This is a genomic window from Dokdonia sp. R86516 (genome assembly GCF_044596715.1).
Lineage (GTDB): Bacteria > Bacteroidota > Bacteroidia > Flavobacteriales > Flavobacteriaceae > Dokdonia.
Genome location: NZ_CP138998.1, coordinates 244,542 through 262,619, shown reverse-complemented (window position 1 = coordinate 262,619; position 18,078 = coordinate 244,542). Strand labels below are relative to the sequence as shown.

Annotated in this window: 15 protein-coding genes; 8 read left to right on the top strand and 7 right to left on the bottom strand. The window is 40.7% G+C overall.

Features of this window, described 5'->3' with window-relative positions; genetic code table 11:
- Positions 1 to 254 precede the first annotated feature (254 nt).
- Genes ftsY through SJY23_RS01260 form a run of 3 tightly spaced genes read left to right on the top strand, consistent with a single transcriptional unit; the run spans position 255 to position 3,275 of the window.
- Complete coding sequence (ftsY, locus tag SJY23_RS01270) at positions 255 to 1,208, top strand: signal recognition particle-docking protein FtsY (RefSeq protein ID WP_035327777.1); 954 nt, start codon at positions 255 to 257, stop codon at positions 1,206 to 1,208.
- A gap of 14 nt (positions 1,209 to 1,222) precedes the next feature.
- Positions 1,223 to 1,555 (top strand): hypothetical protein, encoded by a 333-nt coding sequence (locus SJY23_RS01265; protein ID WP_396597171.1) that lies wholly within the window; start codon positions 1,223 to 1,225, stop codon positions 1,553 to 1,555.
- A gap of 37 nt (positions 1,556 to 1,592) precedes the next feature.
- Positions 1,593 to 3,275 (top strand): amidase family protein, encoded by a 1,683-nt coding sequence (locus tag SJY23_RS01260; protein WP_396597170.1) that lies wholly within the window; start codon positions 1,593 to 1,595, stop codon positions 3,273 to 3,275.
- Between the two features lie 46 nt (positions 3,276 to 3,321).
- Here the strand turns inward: SJY23_RS01260 and SJY23_RS01255 are convergent, their stop codons facing one another.
- Positions 3,322 to 4,446: a serine hydrolase domain-containing protein gene (locus tag SJY23_RS01255; RefSeq protein WP_396597169.1), complete on the bottom strand. Its 1,125-nt coding sequence runs from the start codon at positions 4,444 to 4,446 to the stop codon at positions 3,322 to 3,324.
- Between the two features lie 159 nt (positions 4,447 to 4,605).
- Between SJY23_RS01255 and rimO the strand changes: the two genes are divergently transcribed.
- Both rimO and SJY23_RS01245 read left to right on the top strand, forming a co-directional pair.
- A complete protein-coding gene (gene rimO, locus SJY23_RS01250) occupies positions 4,606 to 5,958 on the top strand; it encodes a 30S ribosomal protein S12 methylthiotransferase RimO (protein WP_396597168.1) in 1,353 nt (450 codons plus the stop codon).
- A 115-nt stretch (positions 5,959 to 6,073) separates the two neighbouring features.
- Positions 6,074 to 7,318, top strand: coding sequence for a hypothetical protein (locus SJY23_RS01245; protein ID WP_396597167.1), 1,245 nt, complete (start codon positions 6,074 to 6,076; stop codon positions 7,316 to 7,318).
- Between the two features lie 257 nt (positions 7,319 to 7,575).
- Here SJY23_RS01245 and SJY23_RS01240 read toward each other — a convergent pair whose 3' ends face one another.
- The gene (locus tag SJY23_RS01240; RefSeq protein WP_396597166.1) at positions 7,576 to 10,065 is read right to left on the bottom strand and encodes a M14 family metallopeptidase; all 2,490 of its coding nucleotides are present in this window, start codon (positions 10,063 to 10,065) and stop codon (positions 7,576 to 7,578) included.
- Positions 10,066 to 10,186: 121 nt separating this feature from the next.
- Here SJY23_RS01240 and bshC point away from each other — a divergent pair, with 121 nt between their 5' ends.
- Positions 10,187 to 11,782: a bacillithiol biosynthesis cysteine-adding enzyme BshC gene (bshC, locus tag SJY23_RS01235; protein WP_396597165.1), complete on the top strand. Its 1,596-nt coding sequence runs from the start codon at positions 10,187 to 10,189 to the stop codon at positions 11,780 to 11,782.
- 27 nt (positions 11,783 to 11,809) lie between these two features.
- On the opposite strand, the gene SJY23_RS01230 is transcribed toward bshC, so the two are convergent.
- Together SJY23_RS01230 and SJY23_RS01225 are read right to left on the bottom strand one after the other, a co-directional pair.
- A complete protein-coding gene (locus SJY23_RS01230; protein ID WP_396597164.1) occupies positions 11,810 to 12,343 on the bottom strand; it encodes a hypothetical protein in 534 nt (177 codons plus the stop codon).
- Positions 12,344 to 12,345: 2 nt separating this feature from the next.
- A complete protein-coding gene (locus SJY23_RS01225) occupies positions 12,346 to 12,801 on the bottom strand; it encodes a tRNA (cytidine(34)-2'-O)-methyltransferase (RefSeq protein WP_396598089.1) in 456 nt (151 codons plus the stop codon).
- A 149-nt stretch (positions 12,802 to 12,950) separates the two neighbouring features.
- Here SJY23_RS01225 and SJY23_RS01220 point away from each other — a divergent pair, with 149 nt between their 5' ends.
- A complete protein-coding gene (locus tag SJY23_RS01220; RefSeq protein ID WP_396597163.1) occupies positions 12,951 to 14,099 on the top strand; it encodes a BamA/TamA family outer membrane protein in 1,149 nt (382 codons plus the stop codon).
- Between the two features lie 87 nt (positions 14,100 to 14,186).
- Positions 14,187 to 15,512: a M24 family metallopeptidase gene (locus tag SJY23_RS01215; protein WP_396597162.1), complete on the top strand. Its 1,326-nt coding sequence runs from the start codon at positions 14,187 to 14,189 to the stop codon at positions 15,510 to 15,512.
- Position 15,513: 1 nt separating this feature from the next.
- Here the strand turns inward: SJY23_RS01215 and SJY23_RS01210 are convergent, their stop codons facing one another.
- From SJY23_RS01210 to SJY23_RS01200, 3 genes are all read right to left on the bottom strand, one after another.
- Positions 15,514 to 16,530, bottom strand: a complete 1,017-nt coding sequence (locus SJY23_RS01210; RefSeq protein WP_396597161.1) for a glycosyltransferase family 2 protein — start codon at positions 16,528 to 16,530, stop codon at positions 15,514 to 15,516.
- Positions 16,521 to 17,513, bottom strand: a complete 993-nt coding sequence (locus SJY23_RS01205) for an NAD-dependent epimerase/dehydratase family protein (RefSeq protein ID WP_396597160.1) — start codon at positions 17,511 to 17,513, stop codon at positions 16,521 to 16,523. Before SJY23_RS01205 ends, SJY23_RS01210 begins: the two co-directional genes overlap by 10 nt.
- A gap of 90 nt (positions 17,514 to 17,603) precedes the next feature.
- Positions 17,604 to 18,071: a sterol desaturase family protein gene (locus SJY23_RS01200; RefSeq protein WP_035327817.1), complete on the bottom strand. Its 468-nt coding sequence runs from the start codon at positions 18,069 to 18,071 to the stop codon at positions 17,604 to 17,606.
- Positions 18,072 to 18,078: the final 7 nt, after the last annotated feature.

Genomic DNA, 18,078 nt, shown 5'->3' with positions numbered 1-18,078 from the left:
CCAAATGTGCGAGTATTATAAGTTCTATTTTGGGTGTGAGTACGCTTTCGCGAAAGCGTAACAAAAACACTTTTTTCTCTTAAACCTCGCTGCCAAAACACTGTTACGACTGCAAAAAGGCGTTTGTTTGTGCAGAAATATTGACTCTCTGCGAGTTGTCTGTACTGACATAACGACATTCTCAGTAAAAGGCACTATTTTTGTCTAACCGATACCAACGTTCTGCTTACGGAACACTGAAAACGCACAACCAAATGAGTTTCTTCAAGAAAATATTTTCAAAAGAAAAAAAAGAAACCCTTGATAAAGGGCTAGAGAAGACAAAAACGAGCTTCTTTGATAAGATGAGTAAGGCAGTTGCCGGAAAGTCTAAGGTAGATGATGATGTACTTGATAATCTTGAAGAGGTGCTTGTTACCAGTGATGTGGGTGTAAAAACCACGCTCAAGGTGATCACTCGTATAGAAGAGCGTGTGGCCAAAGATAAGTATGTAGGTACAGATGAGCTTAACAGAATACTACGCGAAGAAATTGCCGGTCTACTAAGTGAGACAAACACTGGTAACGCAACCGAATTTGAAATCCCATCGCAAAATAAACCACACGTGATTATGGTGGTAGGTGTAAACGGTGTGGGAAAAACAACCACTATAGGAAAGCTTGCTTACCAGTTTAAAAAGCAAGGTAAAAAAGTGGTGCTTGGTGCGGCAGATACGTTTAGAGCAGCAGCGATAGATCAACTGCAGGTATGGGCAGATCGAGTGGATGTACCTATTGTAAAACAGCAAATGGGAAGTGACCCAGCCTCAGTAGCCTTTGACGCACTAGAGAGTGGCGTAAAACAAGATGCAGATGTGATTATTATAGACACTGCCGGGAGATTACACAATAAGGTAAATCTTATGAACGAGCTTACTAAGGTGAAGCGTGTGATGCAAAAGGTTGTGGGAGATGCTCCTCACGATGTACTTCTTGTACTTGATGGTTCTACAGGTCAAAACGCCTTTGAACAAGCAAAACAATTTACAGCAGCTACAGAGGTGACTTCGCTAGCCGTAACAAAACTAGACGGTACCGCAAAAGGTGGTGTGGTGATAGGAATTTCTGATCAGTTTCAAATCCCTGTAAAATACATTGGAGTGGGAGAAGGTATCGAAGATTTACAAGTCTTTAATAAAGTAGAGTTTGTAGATAGTTTCTTTAAGTAAGCCATCACTTTTTTATGAAACTCGATTTTAGGTGGCTTCCAGAACTTATGTTGCGCACCTTACGAGTGGTTGCTATTGGTTTCTTATTACTTAACCTGTATAGCGTCTATACAGCATACACTGCAGTTAGGAGTGACCTTGTGCCTAAATATCTAGCGCAGTACAACGCTTTTCCTCACTATATATTTATTGCCTTTTACAGTCTCATCATATTTTATATATGGAGAATCCTTAAGGGAGCGATTGCTTCACAATACTGGTGGGTACCCGTAATTGCGGTGATTACATTTGAGTCTACTAAGTTTTTTATCTACGGTTTCTTGATGTGGGTTAATCCTTTTGGGTGACGTATTTTGTATTTTTAGTGGACTATAAAAATGCACTATGAAATACTTGTATACCCTCGCGCTCGCAACGGCGCTTTTTTCTTGTAAAAATGAAGCTCCTACTACTGCGGCAGACACAACTCCGCGATATGTGTGGGAAGCTTATAATGACTCCCTAGATATTGCAAAAACGCAAGCCCTAGAAAATAGCAGAATGCACCTCAAGCTTGTAAACGCAAAGGGACTCGATAAAAATGATATTTGGAAAGATCTTAATGGGGAAATAAATACGCTTTCGCGAAAGCGTATCTCAGAAATCTCTCCGCTTATTTTAGAACAAGATATCCCGACCATCCAGAAGCACGTTAAAAATGGAGATTACTCATACGAAGAACTGACGCTATTTTACCTAAATCGTATCGCGCGTTTTGAAAGTGACAATGACTTAGCGCTTAACGGAGTCATCGCTCTCAATAAAGAAGCGGTGAAGGAAGCGAGAGCGCTTGATACTAAAGATAAATCTACTATAGATGAATATTCTGTGTACGGAATGCCTATACTTTTAAAAGATAACATTGGCGCAGCGGGAATGCCTACAACAGCAGGATCTGTAGCACTCACAGATAATAATGCAGGTGATGCATTTATTACCAAAAGGCTCAAAGAAGAAAATGCTATAATACTAGGAAAAGCCAACTTGAGCGAGTGGGCTTATTTTTTATGTTCGGGTTGTCCAGTAGGTTATAGTGCCGTAGGTGGTCAGACCATAAATCCGTACGGTCATTTACAATTTGAGTCAGGAGGATCAAGTTCTGGATCTGGGGTGAGCGTAGCGGCAAATTATGCCGTAGCCGCCATAGGGTCTGAAACTAGTGGTTCTATACTATCACCTTCTAGCCAAAATAACCTAGTTGGGCTCAAACCTACCATCGGTCTTTTAAGTCGTAGTGGGATTGTACCTATTTCTAGTCACCTTGACACAGCTGGTCCTATGACAAAGAATGTAGTGGATAATGCGATAGTACTACAAGCACTCACAGGTAAAGATGCTGCAGATTCTTATAGTTATGCATCTACGGGTAATTATGTTCAAGCTGTTAAAGAAGGGAACCTTGAAGGAAAATATCTTGGTGTTATAAAGGGATACTTGCAAGACAGTACGTATGCCGCGGCTATCAATAAGCTTAAGGAAACAAAAGCTACACTTGTTGAGGTAGATATGGAGCGAGTTAATATGCCTGGTTTTCTGTCTATCTTAAATATAGATATGAAAAATGATCTCCCTGCTTACTACGATGCAGAGGTTGCCCCTACAGTAAAAAATAGGAATATAGAGGAGCTCATTTCATTTAATAATCAAGATAGCCTTGCGCGTATTCCTTACGGACAACAGCTTTTTAAAGGTATCGTTGCAGATAGCACAACCGATACAGAGCTTAAAGCAATCAAAGAAAACCTTATGGAGGTTACTCAGGCTTATTTTCAAGACGCGTTGAGCAAGCACCCTGAAGCTAGTGGGCAACTAGATGCAATACTCTCCATAAATAATTATGATGCTGGCTATGCAGCAGCGGCACATTATCCAGCACTTACATTACCTATGGGTTTCACCGCACAAGGAGAGCCTAAGGGAATTACCATTATAACTCCGTCTAAAAATGAAGAAGTGATTTACAATATCGCGGTAGGAGTAGAGAGCACACTTAATGCTAGAACACTGCCAGAAGGATATCAGGAGTAAAAAAGGAATACATTTTAAATGGCTGTTGTCGTCTAGCTCTTAGAAGCTATTGGATAACAGCCATTATTTTTTCCCATAAATCTGTATCAAAACCAGAAGGACCTAATAATGACTCTTCGGTTGCATCGCCTAGGCGTATTACTACTAGTCCTTCACTGGGTAAAACATATACTTTTTGATCATCTTTACCTAAACCAGCGATAAGATCATCTGGTGCAGTAGGGATTAATTTTCCTGAAAATGTTGTCGTGGTTCCGGGTAGTCTATAGCTGTTTTGCCCATTAAGCCACCATAGATGTCCGTAAGCTTCATTAATTTCTTGAGAAGGCGTTGTCATTTCTGTAAAGTATTCGGGATTTATTAGTTGGTTTCCGTCCCAATTTCCTTCATTGAGCGTGAGTAGTCCAAAACGCGCCATACTTCGAGCTGTACTAAAGTATAATCTAAAATAGCCAAAAGGCACCCAAGCACCCGTCATTCCAGTTTGCGACTTAAGCTTATTGTCATAGTAGGTATTAAAATCATCGGGTACAGCTGCTGTTACTACGTCTTGTAATAAGGTGTAAAAAGCGTTATGATAGTACCACTCAGCACCAGCATCATTTAGGTAAAGCAGACACTCAGGGTCAGAGCAGTTGGTATCGTCTACTGTATAATCTCCTCCGCTCGTCATTGTGAGTTGGTTACGTATTGTTACCGCTGCTTCTTGTTCTGGAGTCATAGTAGTCCATCCCGTGCCTAGGTAATTGCTGGAAGCATCATTTATAGATAAGTAGCCTTCTTGTTGAGCAATACCTACGGTGTAAGCCGTGAGCGTTTTTGCGGCGCTATTCCAGCGATGGCTTGTGGTTGCGTCTGTATCTTGATAATAATTCTCTACTACTATTTTTCCGTCTTTAAGGATGATAAAAGCTTTGCTGTTATTTTCTGCTACATAATCAGTAAGATCTTGTAGGGCTGTAAGATTCCAGTTAAGAGTAGACGGGCTTGTCACTTCCCAAGTGTCACCTGCGATAGGAGGGAAGTATAGATTACTAGTCTCGCCAGTATCATCTGGCTCTTCTGCGATGGTATCATCAGTTATAATAATCGTATCATCTGTGATGATTTCATTATCTGTAGTTGAACACGATAGACTTATAATTGATAAGAAATATAGGTAACGCATCATTGAGGCTTTATGATAGGACTCTAAAATATAAAAAAGGATTAATGTCACTCTCATAATTAAGGAATTGGCAGTTTTTAGAGCTATCAAAAGGTGTAAAATATCAAGGTGCTATTTACTATGTTATTTGGCTTATCTTTGCACTCCCTTAAAAGGAAGGCTATGCGTACAAAATCATTGAAGAAGAATAAGATAAACGTAGTAACTCTAGGTTGCTCAAAAAACGTTTATGATAGTGAGGTCTTAATGGGCCAGCTTAAAGCAAATGAGATGGATGTTGCTCACGAAGAAGATGGTAACATCGTTGTGATTAACACCTGCGGATTTATAGACAATGCAAAAGAGGAGTCTGTAAACACCATTCTTGAGTACGTAAAGCAAAAGGAAGAAGGCGATGTAGATAAGGTATTTGTTACAGGGTGTCTTTCTGAGCGTTACAAGCCAGACCTTCAAAAGGAGATTCCAGATGTAGATCAGTATTTTGGAACAACAGAGCTACCAGGATTACTTAAAGCACTTGGAGCAGACTATAAACACGAGCTTATAGGTGAGCGTATCACAACTACACCAAAAAACTACGCCTACCTAAAAATAGCCGAAGGTTGTGACCGCCCTTGTTCTTTCTGTGCAATTCCTTTAATGAGAGGTAAGCATAAGTCAAAAACTATTGAGCATCTCGTAGTAGAAGCAAAAAAGCTTGCTGCAAACGGCGTGACAGAGTTAATCCTTATCGCACAAGATCTTACATATTACGGTCTTGATTTATATAAAAAACGCAACCTAGCAGAGCTTCTTGAAAACCTTGTTCAAGTAGAAGGTATAAAATGGATTCGTCTACACTATGCATTTCCTTCTGGTTTCCCGGTAGATGTACTTGATGTGATGAAGCGTGAGCCTAAGGTGTGTAATTACCTTGATATTCCGTTGCAACACATTGCAGATCCTATCTTAAAATCTATGCGACGTGGTACAACAATGGCAAAGACAAATGCGTTGTTAGAACGCTTTCGCGAAAGCGTACCAGAGATGACCATAAGAACTACGCTTATTGTAGGATATCCTGGAGAAACCGAAGAAGATTTCCAAACGCTGAAGCAATGGGTAAAAGATCAACGTTTTGAGCGTTTAGGATGTTTTACATACTCACACGAGGAAAACACACACGCATATAATCTAGAAGATGATGTGCCGGAGGATGTAAAAATGGATCGTGCAAACCAGATTATGGAGATCCAATCACAAATTTCTTGGGAGCTCAATCAGCAGAAAATAGGGAAGGAGTTTAAAATTGTTGTAGATCGTAAAGAAGGGAACTTCTTTATAGGTCGTACAGAATTTGACTCACCAGATGTAGATAATGAGGTGCTAGTGGATGCGACTAAGTTTTATTTAAAAACTGGAGACTACGCAATGGTAAAAGTAACAGAGGCAGAAGATTTTGATCTCTATGCAGAGCCACTTGTAGCCCTAGAGCGACCACAAGCACTACACGCAAAGCGTGCTACTAAAAAATAAGAGGTAGTAAATTAATTTACAAAAAGCCTTTTGGAACAAATGTTTTGAAAGGCTTTTTTGTGTGTAAGAGTTTGTTTGCAAGGCTTACATTTGTAGCACTAAAAAAGCTTTTTTTATGCGTATTATTTGTCTAGTATTTTTTGCTTTTATCCTTATTACTTCTTGTAAAGAGTCTAATCAAACTGAGGTTGCCCCAGTAACAGAGCAGCCAGCAATAGCCGCGTCTACTACCAATGCATCACTCACTGCGATACAACTACCCTCTACAGGAAAGTCTCATTTACCTAGACTCAAGTCGAGTGGCGGCAAATTACATATGACTTGGGTGGAGCAAGAAGACAAGATGGCAATTTTAAAATATGCTAGTTACGATAGTGCCAAGTGGAGCCAACCTAGAACCATTACATCTGGAGATAATTGGTTTGTAAACTGGGCAGATTTTCCAGCCCTAGGAGTAAATGGTGATTACGTACTCACTAATATCTTAGAAAAATCTGCAGAGGGCACTTATGATTATAATATAAAGCTTCAATTATCAAAAGGTGATGCGGTTATTAAAGATGATTTCCTACTCAATACAGATGGCGTAGATGCAGAGCACGGTTTTGTATCTATACAAGCGTATGATGGAGGTTTTTATGCTACTTGGCTAGATGGTAGAAATACAAAAAACGAAGACAAGAGTAAAAACCAAATGACGCTCCGCAATGCCTACATAGATTTAGCGGGAAACATAACTCAAGATACAGAGATAGATAGTCGCGTTTGTGACTGCTGTAATACAGCAACGGCTATTACAAATAATGGACCGGTTGCCGTGTACAGAGATCGCTCAGACACCACACCAGAGATACGAGATATGGCAATTGTGCGATGGGTAGATGGAGCGTGGTCAAAACCTATGGTTATAGGTAATGATAATTGGGAACTTAACGGTTGCCCCGTAAACGGACCTGCAATAGCAACCAAAGAAGAAAATGTGGTGGTGAGTTGGTTTACCGCAGAAGGTGATGCGCCTAGAGTGCTCACGGCTTTTTCAAATGATAATGGAGCCTCTTTTGGAGGTGCAATCCGTATAGATAACGGAAACGCAATAGGTAGAGTAGATACAGATTTTATGAGTGATGGAAGCGCTCTCATCTCGTGGTTAGAACCAATGGGGGAAAACGTAGTGCTTCAAGTAGCCCGAGTATATGTAGATGGCACACACAATGCCCCAGTGACAGTAACCAATACCTCTGCCGAACGACAAAGCGGCTTCCCACAACTAGAAGTTGTAGGCGATTCGATTTTTGTCGCCTGGACAGATCTTAATGGTGACAACAGCGAGGTCAAGATGGTGAGGTTTGAGATGGACTAGCCTAGTTTTCCCAATAAAGCGCCCTATTCCACAACAGTGTCCCTCTTCCAAGAGGGAGTCAGGGAGATGTCCGCAGGAGTGAGTAAACTAGAATTTTCCATACTAATTCTATCCATCAATATTAGATATAAAATAACGTAACCTACCCACAACAGTGTCCCTCTTCCAAGAGGGAGTCAGGGAGATGTCGGCAGGAGTAAGTAAACAAAAAAATGCCCTGAAATAGGGCATTTTTTTTGTTTTAGTAAGTATTGAATCTACAACCTAAACTTCCCGTTATTGGTCAAGAAAATAGCATTGGTGAAGAATAATTTTCCATTATGCCAGAACGCTCTAAAAAGTGGGTCGTCTACCATATAGATAACGCTCCCGCGTCCCATACGTTCTTCTCCAAAAACAAGAGAGTTACTTAGTTTTCCTTTGGCCGTTTCTCCTGCAAATCCTGCTACATTCTCTACCTCTTCAGGAATCCACGCTACATTGTAGCCGCGGTCAAGATATGAGTAAGAATTGCTTCCTAGCTTAAGACTGTAATACGTGTCTGGATAGCCAAAAGCCATTGGGTGCGTCGTATCTACTTTAGTCTTAAAGATAGAACCTGTGATAAAGTTTGTGGTACTTGCATTCTCACGATCTGCATATGGAGTTAGGTTTTCTTTCTTGTCGCTTTTTTCGGTATCGCTGCCGCCGGTATTTCTTTTTATTGAAAATCCAGATTTGCCAGCGAGGCTTCCTACAGCATTTGCTAGTGCAATTACTTTACCGCCACCACGCACAAAGTCTTTTACCTTGTCAAGGTTACTTTCATTAAGTACGCTTCCGTACCAGCCGCTAGGCATCACGAGTACATCAAATTCATCAAGATTTACACGCCCTAGCTTATCTGCATTTATAGAAGTCACTGGGTACTGTAATGTCTGTTCAAAAAAGTACCACGTAGCTCCATAACTCAATGATGAGGTTGCATCTCCTTTAAGTAATGCAATCTTTGGCGGATTGATAAGCTTTACTTGTGACGACCCAAAATCTGGTCCAGAGCTTGCAAATGAGGTTGTCGTAGCGGTAAGGGTTCTATTATGCTTTCGCGAAAGCGTACTCAACACCTCATTAAAATCTTTACGTCCCAGATTATCACTTTTTGTGATGATTAAAGAACCGCGCTCGTAAGAAATTCCATTATTTACAAAGGGTTGCTCACTAAAACGTACTCTAATACCTTCCTTAAGAAGTCCTGCAAGAAACTGTGCATCATCAAGACTATTCCACTTCCCGATGTAGCCCGCTACATTTGTGCTTGCTGTGGTTCTGTTTGTTTTAAAAGGGCTCGCGGCATTTGCTTTTACCAGTGATGTGCTTGCCACGGCATTAAGACCGTAAGCGTGTGGTAAATTCCACGCGGTGATATCATAAGTGAGCGGTGTGCTTAGTTTTGCATCTGGCTCAAAAAGTGCCTTTACCATCTTTCCTTTTGGCTGGTCTGTACTTATCACCATTGCTGTGTCATAGCTCATACTACCTTGACCGTTTGAGGTGTAGTTAAAACCTGTTGCCTTACCATTTGAGGCAAAGCCATAGTTTATCTCGTGCTTGTCCATTAAGTCGGCTAGCGCTTTGAGATTATCTACATTACCAGAAAGTACGTAGCTTTTATATTTGAGATTGTTGTTATTAAAGTATGCTTTAAACTCTGAGTTGAGCTTTGCAGCATTTTTTACAGAAATCTCTACGGTAGAGAGTCCTGTAGTTTTGTGGTGTGCTACACGATCTACCAGCGTGAGTTCATAACCTCGATCTGTATGAATACCTAAACCGGCACGACCGTGACCAGCCTGCTCATAGGTCATCCCTATTGCCCCCATAAAGGTAGGGTAGGTGTCACCGTAAGAAGGGTAGAGTAAGTCAAAACTCTCTCTTGTAAAAAACAGCCAACCTTCCTTATCAAAATAACGTGCGTGATTTGCTCCTATTTGCGTTTGGAAATCCATCTGCCAGTCTGTGATAATCTCGTGATATGGCTCTGCTGCAGGAGCAAAATAATAAGGATTGTTTATTCCTTGCTCGTGAAAGTCTACGTGCACGTGAGGCATCCACTTGTTATATACTTTTAATCGTTGTTGTGACTCTACTTGTGATGCCCACGCCCAGTCGCGGTTAAGGTCAAAAAGGTAGTGATTAGGTCTTCCTCCTGGCCACGGCTCATCGTGCTCTGCAGCTATTTGTGCTGGGTCGTAAGGTGTAGACGCTACTTGGTTAAACCAGTTTGCATAGCGATCACGCCCGTCTGGATTTACACAAGGATCCATAATAATCACGGCATCTTTTAACCATTCTTTTTTTGACGTAATTAACTCATATAGTGTCACCATAGAAGCCTCTGTAGATGATGCTTCATTACCGTGCACGTTATAAGAAAGCCAGACTATTGCCTTGTCTGCCGTACCAGAGTTGCCGGTGGCAATACCCGTTTGCTCCAGGTTTGCCTTACGTATATTTTCTAGATTGCTATGGTTTGCGCTTGTGGTAATAACGGCATAGGTAAGGGGTCTACGCTCGTTAGTTTTACCATATTCTTGATAGGTAACTAGGTCACTATTTTCGGCTACGTGTTCAAAGTAGCGCACCACGTCTGAGTGTCGTGAGAACTGTGTTCCTATCTCATAACCCAGAAATTCTGAGGGAGATTGTACTTGAGCGGTAAGTAATGTTGTGAGAAATAAGGCGACAAAAAAGCTGTAGATTCTGAGCATTTGGTTGGTTTTAGCAAAAGCTAAAGCTATAAAAAGAGCTCGCCGCAAATCAGCGTTTTAACGTTTTTTTGGGAAAAGTCGCAATTTATCAGAATTATCTTTACTATCTAAACCATAATTTATGCCAACCGACTGTCTGCCGTACCGAGAAACGGGGTATTTTTCTAATCTTATCACAAACTATCTAGATCAAGAAGAAGCACTTAAGCCCTTTTATCACAGATTTCCTACAGCAGATAATCTTATTAAACAGGCAGAAGAGAAGGGGCAATTTTTTAGTCCGCTTTCGCGAAAGCGTTTATATGATTCCCTCATCGCGCAATATAAAAATACAAACACCTCTGCCGAGACGCAGCTCAATCTAGAGCATCTTGCCAGCGAAAATACGTTTACCATCACCACAGGGCACCAGCTCAATTTATTTACGGGGCCGCTCTACTTCTTATATAAAATTATCTCAGTCATTAATCTCTGCAAGGAGCTTAAAGAGAAAGATCCAGACCGCAATTATGTGCCTATTTACTGGATGGCGACAGAAGATCACGATTTTGACGAGATTAACTATTTCAATTTTCAGGGTAAAAAAGTACAGTGGAATCGTGAGGATGGAGGCGCCGTGGGCGCACTCTCAACCGATGGACTGGCTGAGGTACTAGCATTATTTAAAACACAGCTAGGGACTTCAAGAAATGCAGAGTACCTCTCAAAACTTTTTAGTGATGCCTATCTCAATCACGATAACCTGGCAGATGCAACGCGCTATCTAGGCAACGAGCTTTTTGGTGAGTACGGCCTTGTCATTGTAGATGGTAACGACGCGGGACTTAAAGAATTATTTGCTCCTTATGTACAACGAGAATTGCTAGAGGGCGTGTCGCACGCAAAGGTGACACAGCAAACCGAGCAACTCACTGCGCTAGGCTACCCAGAGCAAGTGCACCCTCGTGAGATTAACTTGTTTTACATTACAAAAGGCATCCGTGAGCGCATTATTAAGGTGGATGATATGTATGTGGTAAATGATACAGATATCCGCTTTCGCGAAAATGAGATTCTCAACGAGCTTGCTAACCATCCAGAACGCTTCTCTCCTAACGCCTTGCTAAGACCACTTTTTCAAGAAGTGATTTTGCCGAATCTTTGTTACATAGGTGGAGGCGGAGAGCTGGCGTACTGGTTCCAGCTTAAAACATATTTTGAAGAAGTTGGAGTTCCTTTTCCAGCGCTATTACTTCGTAACTCGGCACTAATACGTACCGAAAAGCAACGTATAAAAGCCGAAAATCTAGGCGTGTCGTTGCCAAATTTATTTCTAAAACAAAACGAACTCATCAACCGAAAGGTGCGTGCCATCTCAAATATAGAGATAGACTTCTCTGCACAACGCAGCTTCTTAAAAGAGCAGTTTAAAGCAATGCACTTACTAGCCGAAGAGACAGACGCTAGTTTTATAGGAGCCGTAAAAGCACAAGAAGTAAAACAACTCAAAGGTTTAGAAAACTTAGAGAGTAGATTGCTGCGTGCACAAAAGCGTAAACTAAGTGATCACGTACAACGCCTAGTAGATTTACAAAACGAAGTTTTCCCAATGCAAAGCCTGCAAGAAAGGAATACGAACTTCTCACAATTTTATCTAGAATTTGGCGAGCAACTCATCCCTGAGCTAGTAAATGCGCTGGAGCCGCTAGGCGGCGAGTTTACGGTGGTTACTTTGTAGGGGGTTATATCTAATGGAAGGGTGAATCTAATTAAACATTAGATTGCCTTCGCTATCCCTTTTTCCTACCATAGCCATTCCACAAGCACATCCTTGCCTTCTCGTACATTCAGAATAGGGAATTGTTTTGTTTTCGAGTGCTTCTGTTATAGATATGTATGTTCCAGTTAGTTCTTTACTTTCGTCACAATCTTTACATCCTATAATACCAAAGTGATAGTGTAAAGAATTGCGTCTGTTTTGTAATTCTATATTAACTTTTGTAAGATTATATAATGCCAGAATTTCATTAGCTTTTCTGTGCTCAATTCTTCTTCGAAAATCAAGCATAGCTGAATAAATCTTTAAATTTCTTTCGTAAAAGCCTAGAACATCATTTGATTGAATTTTATTTTCGTTAAGTAGGTTGTTAAAAATAAACCAAAGGTAGTTGTCAATACTCTCGGTATTAGTTTTCTTCCAAGTTTCATAGTAATCAATGATATTTTGCTCTTCCATCCCAAACTGAGAAAAAAAGTTCATATATTTTTCAATAAGCCATTCAAGGTTTCTTTTATTCATATCTATAAATTTAACTGCCTTATCCCCTCATAAGCTACAATTCCAACGGCATTTGCGAGATTTAAACTTCTGATGTGTTCGCTAAATAATGGTATTTTATAAAGTTGGTCGGGGTGTTTTTCGGTGATTTCTTTTGGGAGTCCTTTAGATTCTTTTCCAAAGACGAGAAATAGGTCGTCTTCAAAAGGAATGTCATAATGTGATTTTGTGCCGTGACTTGAGAGAAAGGCCATTTTCGCGAAAGCGTTCTTTTTAAAAAAGTCTTCTGTATTATCGTAATACTGCACGTCTAGATGCTGCCAGTAGTCAAGACCTGCGCGCTTAAGGCGGGTGTCGTCTATCTCAAAACCAAAGGGTTTTACAAGGTGTAACTTGCAGCCAGAACCGAGGGCAAGCCTACCTATGTTACCTGTATTGTTTGGGATTTCTGGATTGATGAGTACAATATTGAGCATAATGGCTTGCTTGATGGGATGTATGGTGTATAAATGGTGTGCGAGATACTAATGTTATCACAAAAACTAAAGCTTGTCACGGGCTATAACTCCCGTCTACAGTATCTTTACCCAAAAATAGCATTTTGAGAGTAAACTACTTCCCCCAAAAATTGATATATCTTTTTGCCATCGTACTTTTTACGGTAGGTAATACACAGACGGCACAGGCACAGGATTTTGAAAAAATTAAAGAGTTTTTTACGTTTCACCCTAACCACAAGGCGGTTGCAAAAGATAGTACTTTATATGCATCTAAGTTTATAGCAGCACCAGTAATGAGCTACAGCCCGGAGACAAATTTTGCCTTTGGGACGGGTGCAAAATACTTATTTAAATTTAACGGTAGTGGGGAGGAGACGCGTGTGTCTAATATGCCTATCACGCTGCAGTACACACTTAATAGTCAGTTTTTTGTTTATTCTGGATTTGAGATTTTTACTAACCAAGAGAAATGGGTGATAGAGGGTAATATCCTTTTTCAAAATTACCCAAGACTGTTTTATGGTTTTGGCACAAACTCACCAGAAAGTGCAGAGGAGGAGTATAATTATTACCAGTTACTAGTGGAGCCTATCTTTTTAAAGCAGGCTTTCACACGTTACCTTTTTGTAGGTGCCGGTGTGCGATTTAATCACATTTACTCAGTTGATATAGAAGAGGGCGGACTTATAGATCAAACTAGACCTACGGGTTATGATGGATCTACATCACTAGGTGTTGAGGTTGCAGCGCTGTATGATAACAGGAATAATGTGCTTAATGCTCAAAATGGATGGTACCTCGAGACGACGAGAGGTCAATATTTTGAGGCGCTGGGAGGTACACACAATTTTGATTTAACACGTTTTGATTTAAGACATTATACAAAGCCATTTGCAGATAAGGATGATATTCTTGCATTCCAGATGGTGGGAAGGTTTACTCGTGGTGACTTACCGTTTTCTGAGTTTTCTTTTCTTGGAGGTAGTGAGATTATGCGTGGTTATAGAGAAGGCCGTTATGTAGGTAGAGATTTACTTGCAAGCCAGGTAGAGTATAGAAAGACGTTTAAGAACTCTCGTTTTGGCGCTGTATTATTTGCCGGTGGAGGTGATATCTATAATGATGTAAGCGATTTTCAGTTTAAGAACTTAAAACCTACCTATGGAGGTGGTCTTCGTTTTATGATAGATAAGGAAGAACGTCTCAATCTTCGTTTTGATGTAGGTTTTGGTAGAGGCTCTAGTGAGTTTTACTTAGGGATTGCAGAGGCATTTTAATAGCTAGGAGCTAGTTTAATTTGCATCATTTTATTTTTAGAGATAGGAACAAAATTTCTATATTACTCTGAAAATAATCCTGATACGATGCTTAAACCTGTACTCTTTTTTCTTTCCATTTTTTTAGTTTGTAGTTGTGCTCAACAACAAGAACCAGAAGTTGACATAAACCCAGAAACGTACTGGGGAGAAAATCCTTGGCCAGACATTAGAAAGAAGCGTATTAGTCAGCTATTACCGCAAGCTCTCAAAACTGCAGAGGTAGATTGCTGGATGACTATTTGTAGAGAAAATAATAATGACCCCATTGCTGATCACATAGGAGGAGAAAATGCTGGTGGCACCGCCGTATTTTTATTTTATAACGACGCAACTGGTTTTCACTCTAAAGTATTCTCACCTTCTGGAGAAGCAACTGCGCTAGATGATCTAGATATACACGAGGAGGTCGTGAGTGTAGCGCGAGGAACCTCTGCTATTGAGCAAGCGTCAGATTTTATCAAAACAAAAGATTTTAAAAGTATTGCCGTAAACACATCTTCAAAAAATGTGATGGCAGACGGACTTACGCATACACAGTATGAAGAAATCGCTACTGCCTTAGGTGACGTAACTTCAAAACTAGTATCCTCTGAAGAGGTGGTCTATGAGTGGTTATCTATAAAGCTACCAGAAGAAGTTGCCATCTTAAAGAAAGCAGCAAAGCTCACTGCCCAGTGGCAGATTGAAGCCTACGAGCAAGTAGTACCTGGCACATCTACAGATGCAGACATTGCAAAATATTTAAAACAAAGAATGACCGAGTATGGCGTGACAGATGGATGGGCACCTGCTCAAAATCCTAATGTAAATTCTGGGCCAGACCGTGGGCACTCGCACGCTACAGATAAAGTAATTATGCCTGGTGATGTGATACAAATAGATTTTGGTATCAAAGTATATGACAGATGGGTGACAGATATACAGCGATTTGCATATGTTTTAAAAGAGGATGAGAGCGAGGCTCCAGATGAGATTATGCACTACTGGGAAAGTTCTAAAGCTGGAAATAGGGCAGCACTCGCTGCGATGCAACCTGGCGTAAAAGGAGTAGATGTAGATAGAGCCCAGCGCATACTTATGGAAAAAGCAGGGTCTGATTATGTGATGTGGAGCACGGGTCACCCAGTAGGCTATGTCGCTCACGATGTAGGACCTAATCTAGGAGGTTCTCAAGCATCACACGTGAGACCAGCCTCAGAAAAAGTGATCAAGGAAGGGATGACGTTTGCCTTTGACGGTTTTCACTCTTGGAAACTAGCAGACGGTGGTGTAAAAACAATGTCTGTAGAGGAGATGGCTGTAGTAACAGAAAATGGTGCGGAGTATCTTATCGCTCCACAAGAAGAACTTGTTATTATCTCAAATAAATAATCTAAGCAAAAAACCAGTAATCTTTAACGGCTTCTTTGCCCCAAGCATCGAGTAGTGCTTGTATTTCCTTCTTACCATCTGGAGAAGAAACTACAATCATAATCTGCGCATTTTCTATAGACGGGACATCTGTAAAAGATTGCATACGTACATCATAAATGTCTTTGCCTATCTGTTTCTCATTATTAGAAACCCAGTGAAAGCTGTCATTATACGATTGTAAAATTTTAGCCATATCCTTACCGTTACGTCCGGCACCCCAGAGTACGAGTGGTCGTGTGTTATCACGATCTATCTCATAAAAGAAACGCATTTTCATATCAAAATAGCGATTGTCTTTATACTCATCCCAAGTACGTGAGATACGGTTAGAGCGATCACGCCAGTGGTGAAGTATGGCATCTATCCCTATAACTTTGAGCCCGTGTTTATACATACGGAAACACAAATCATAATCTTCTGGATAGATAACAGGATCAAAAGCACCTACGGCATCAAAATCATCTTTATGAATCATCCAGCAATGTGACGGGATAACACACTCTTTATAAATTTGCTGGTAGTGTGTGCTTGTTCTTGCCACCTCATTGAGCCAGCGCTCATAGCGTAAAAAACCATCACCTACCTCGCCCTCATCTACAAAGTGCTCTGTACCTCCAGCAATCACGTGCCCTTTTCCATACTTATGCCACTCATCTACGAGAAGCTGAATTTTATAATCTGGCATTTTATCATCAGAGTCCATCCTGTTGAGCAGGGTTCCGCGTACTTCTCTGTATCCACATTGTAATGTTGGGATGAGTTTATAGCCGTCACTGTCAAAAACACGAACGCGTGCATCTTGCTTTGCAAATGCCGCAAGAATCTCTGGAGTCTCATCTGTACTGTGATCATTTACAGCAATAAGTTCCCAGTTTTGATACGTCTGGTTTATAATGGAGTTTATGCAATCGCGCAGATATGAAGCCGTGTCTTTTACGGCCATTATGATAGATACGAGGGGTTGATTTACTGCCACGATTTTGGAAGGTTTTTTGTGATTTCTATAGGGTCAAAAGTACTACTTTCTCTCGCGCCGTGTTCGGTCACCCATTTTGCGGTTTCTTGTAATCCTTGTGCAAGTGTTGTGGCTGGCTTTGGGCTAAAGATTTCTATAAATTTTGAGTGGTCTGCATAGGCGTGTACTACTTCCTCACGCTGTTCAAGGTGGTTGATGATCACTTCTTTTTCCATAGCAACTCCTACTTCTTTAGCTAGATCATTTACCGTGTTTTCGGTATCTGCGCCTATGTTAAAGATTTGGTTGTCCGCTTTCGCGAAAGCGTAACTAGCCGCAATATAAGGTGCCACATCATCTATGTAGGTAAAAGCACGGGTTTGATTTCCGTCGCCAAAGATGGTAAGCGGTTCGCCCTTTAATATCTGATTCATAAAAATGCCCACCACATTGCGATACTTATCTCCGATGTTTTGCCCAGGCCCATACACATTGTGCGGGCGAAAGATGATATAGTCTAGCCCAAACATTTTATGTGCATTATCCAGATCCATCTCTACCGCATATTTTGCAATACCATAAGGGTCTTCGGGTTGTGGTTTTTGCAATTCTTTAAGTGGTAATTCTTGAGTTCCATACACAGCAATAGAGCTTGTAAAGATGAACTTCTTTATGTTATGATTAACCGCAGCATTAATGAGGTTGATGCTCCCTATGAGGTTATTCTCGTAGTTGAACTTACGTATAAAATGGCTCAACCCTTCGGCGGCATATGCGGCTAGATGGTAGATGTAATCTATGCGATGTTGTGCAAATATCTCATCTATAAGCGCGGTGTTTGTAATACTTCCTTCTATAAAAATCGCACCTTGAGGAACATTACTTGTAAAGCCGCCAGAGAGGTCGTCAAGTATGATTACTCGGTGATGTAAAGCTAGTAAATGACGAGCAACGTGGCTTCCTATAAAGCCAGCGCCACCGGTAACTAATGAGGTTATTTGCATACTGCAAACTTAGGAAAAGGAATTGAGAGGGGCGTTGTTACGCTTTCGCGAAAGCGTAAAAAAACCACCTTTTACAGTGGTCTTTATATATTATCTCTTGCTTGCTCTGGCTTGCTTAAAATATTTTACTGGAGGAAAGAGCATCCCGAAAGATTCTCCATCATCTTTGCCTAGGTGTTTGTGGTGCATTTTATGTGCTCTTCTTAATGCTTTACCGTACCATCCATTTGCATTGCGAAACAACTTAAATCGCTGATGGATAAAGATGTCGTGCACACCAAAGTAGGCAAGACCATAGGCAAAAATACCTAAGCCTATAGGTAAACCTATCCATACGCCTTCGTACTGCCACAATAGGAAACAGCCTATTGAAACTAGTGCATAAAAGATAAAGAAGAGGTCATTTTTTTCCCACCAAGAGTTGTGTTTTTTATGGTGGTGGTCTTGGTGTAAAGACCATAAAAAGCCGTGCATTACATATTTATGTGTTGCCCAGGCTAGAAATTCCATAATGACAAAAGTCATAACAAAAACGAAGATCCAAAGTAATGTTTGCATTTGTATA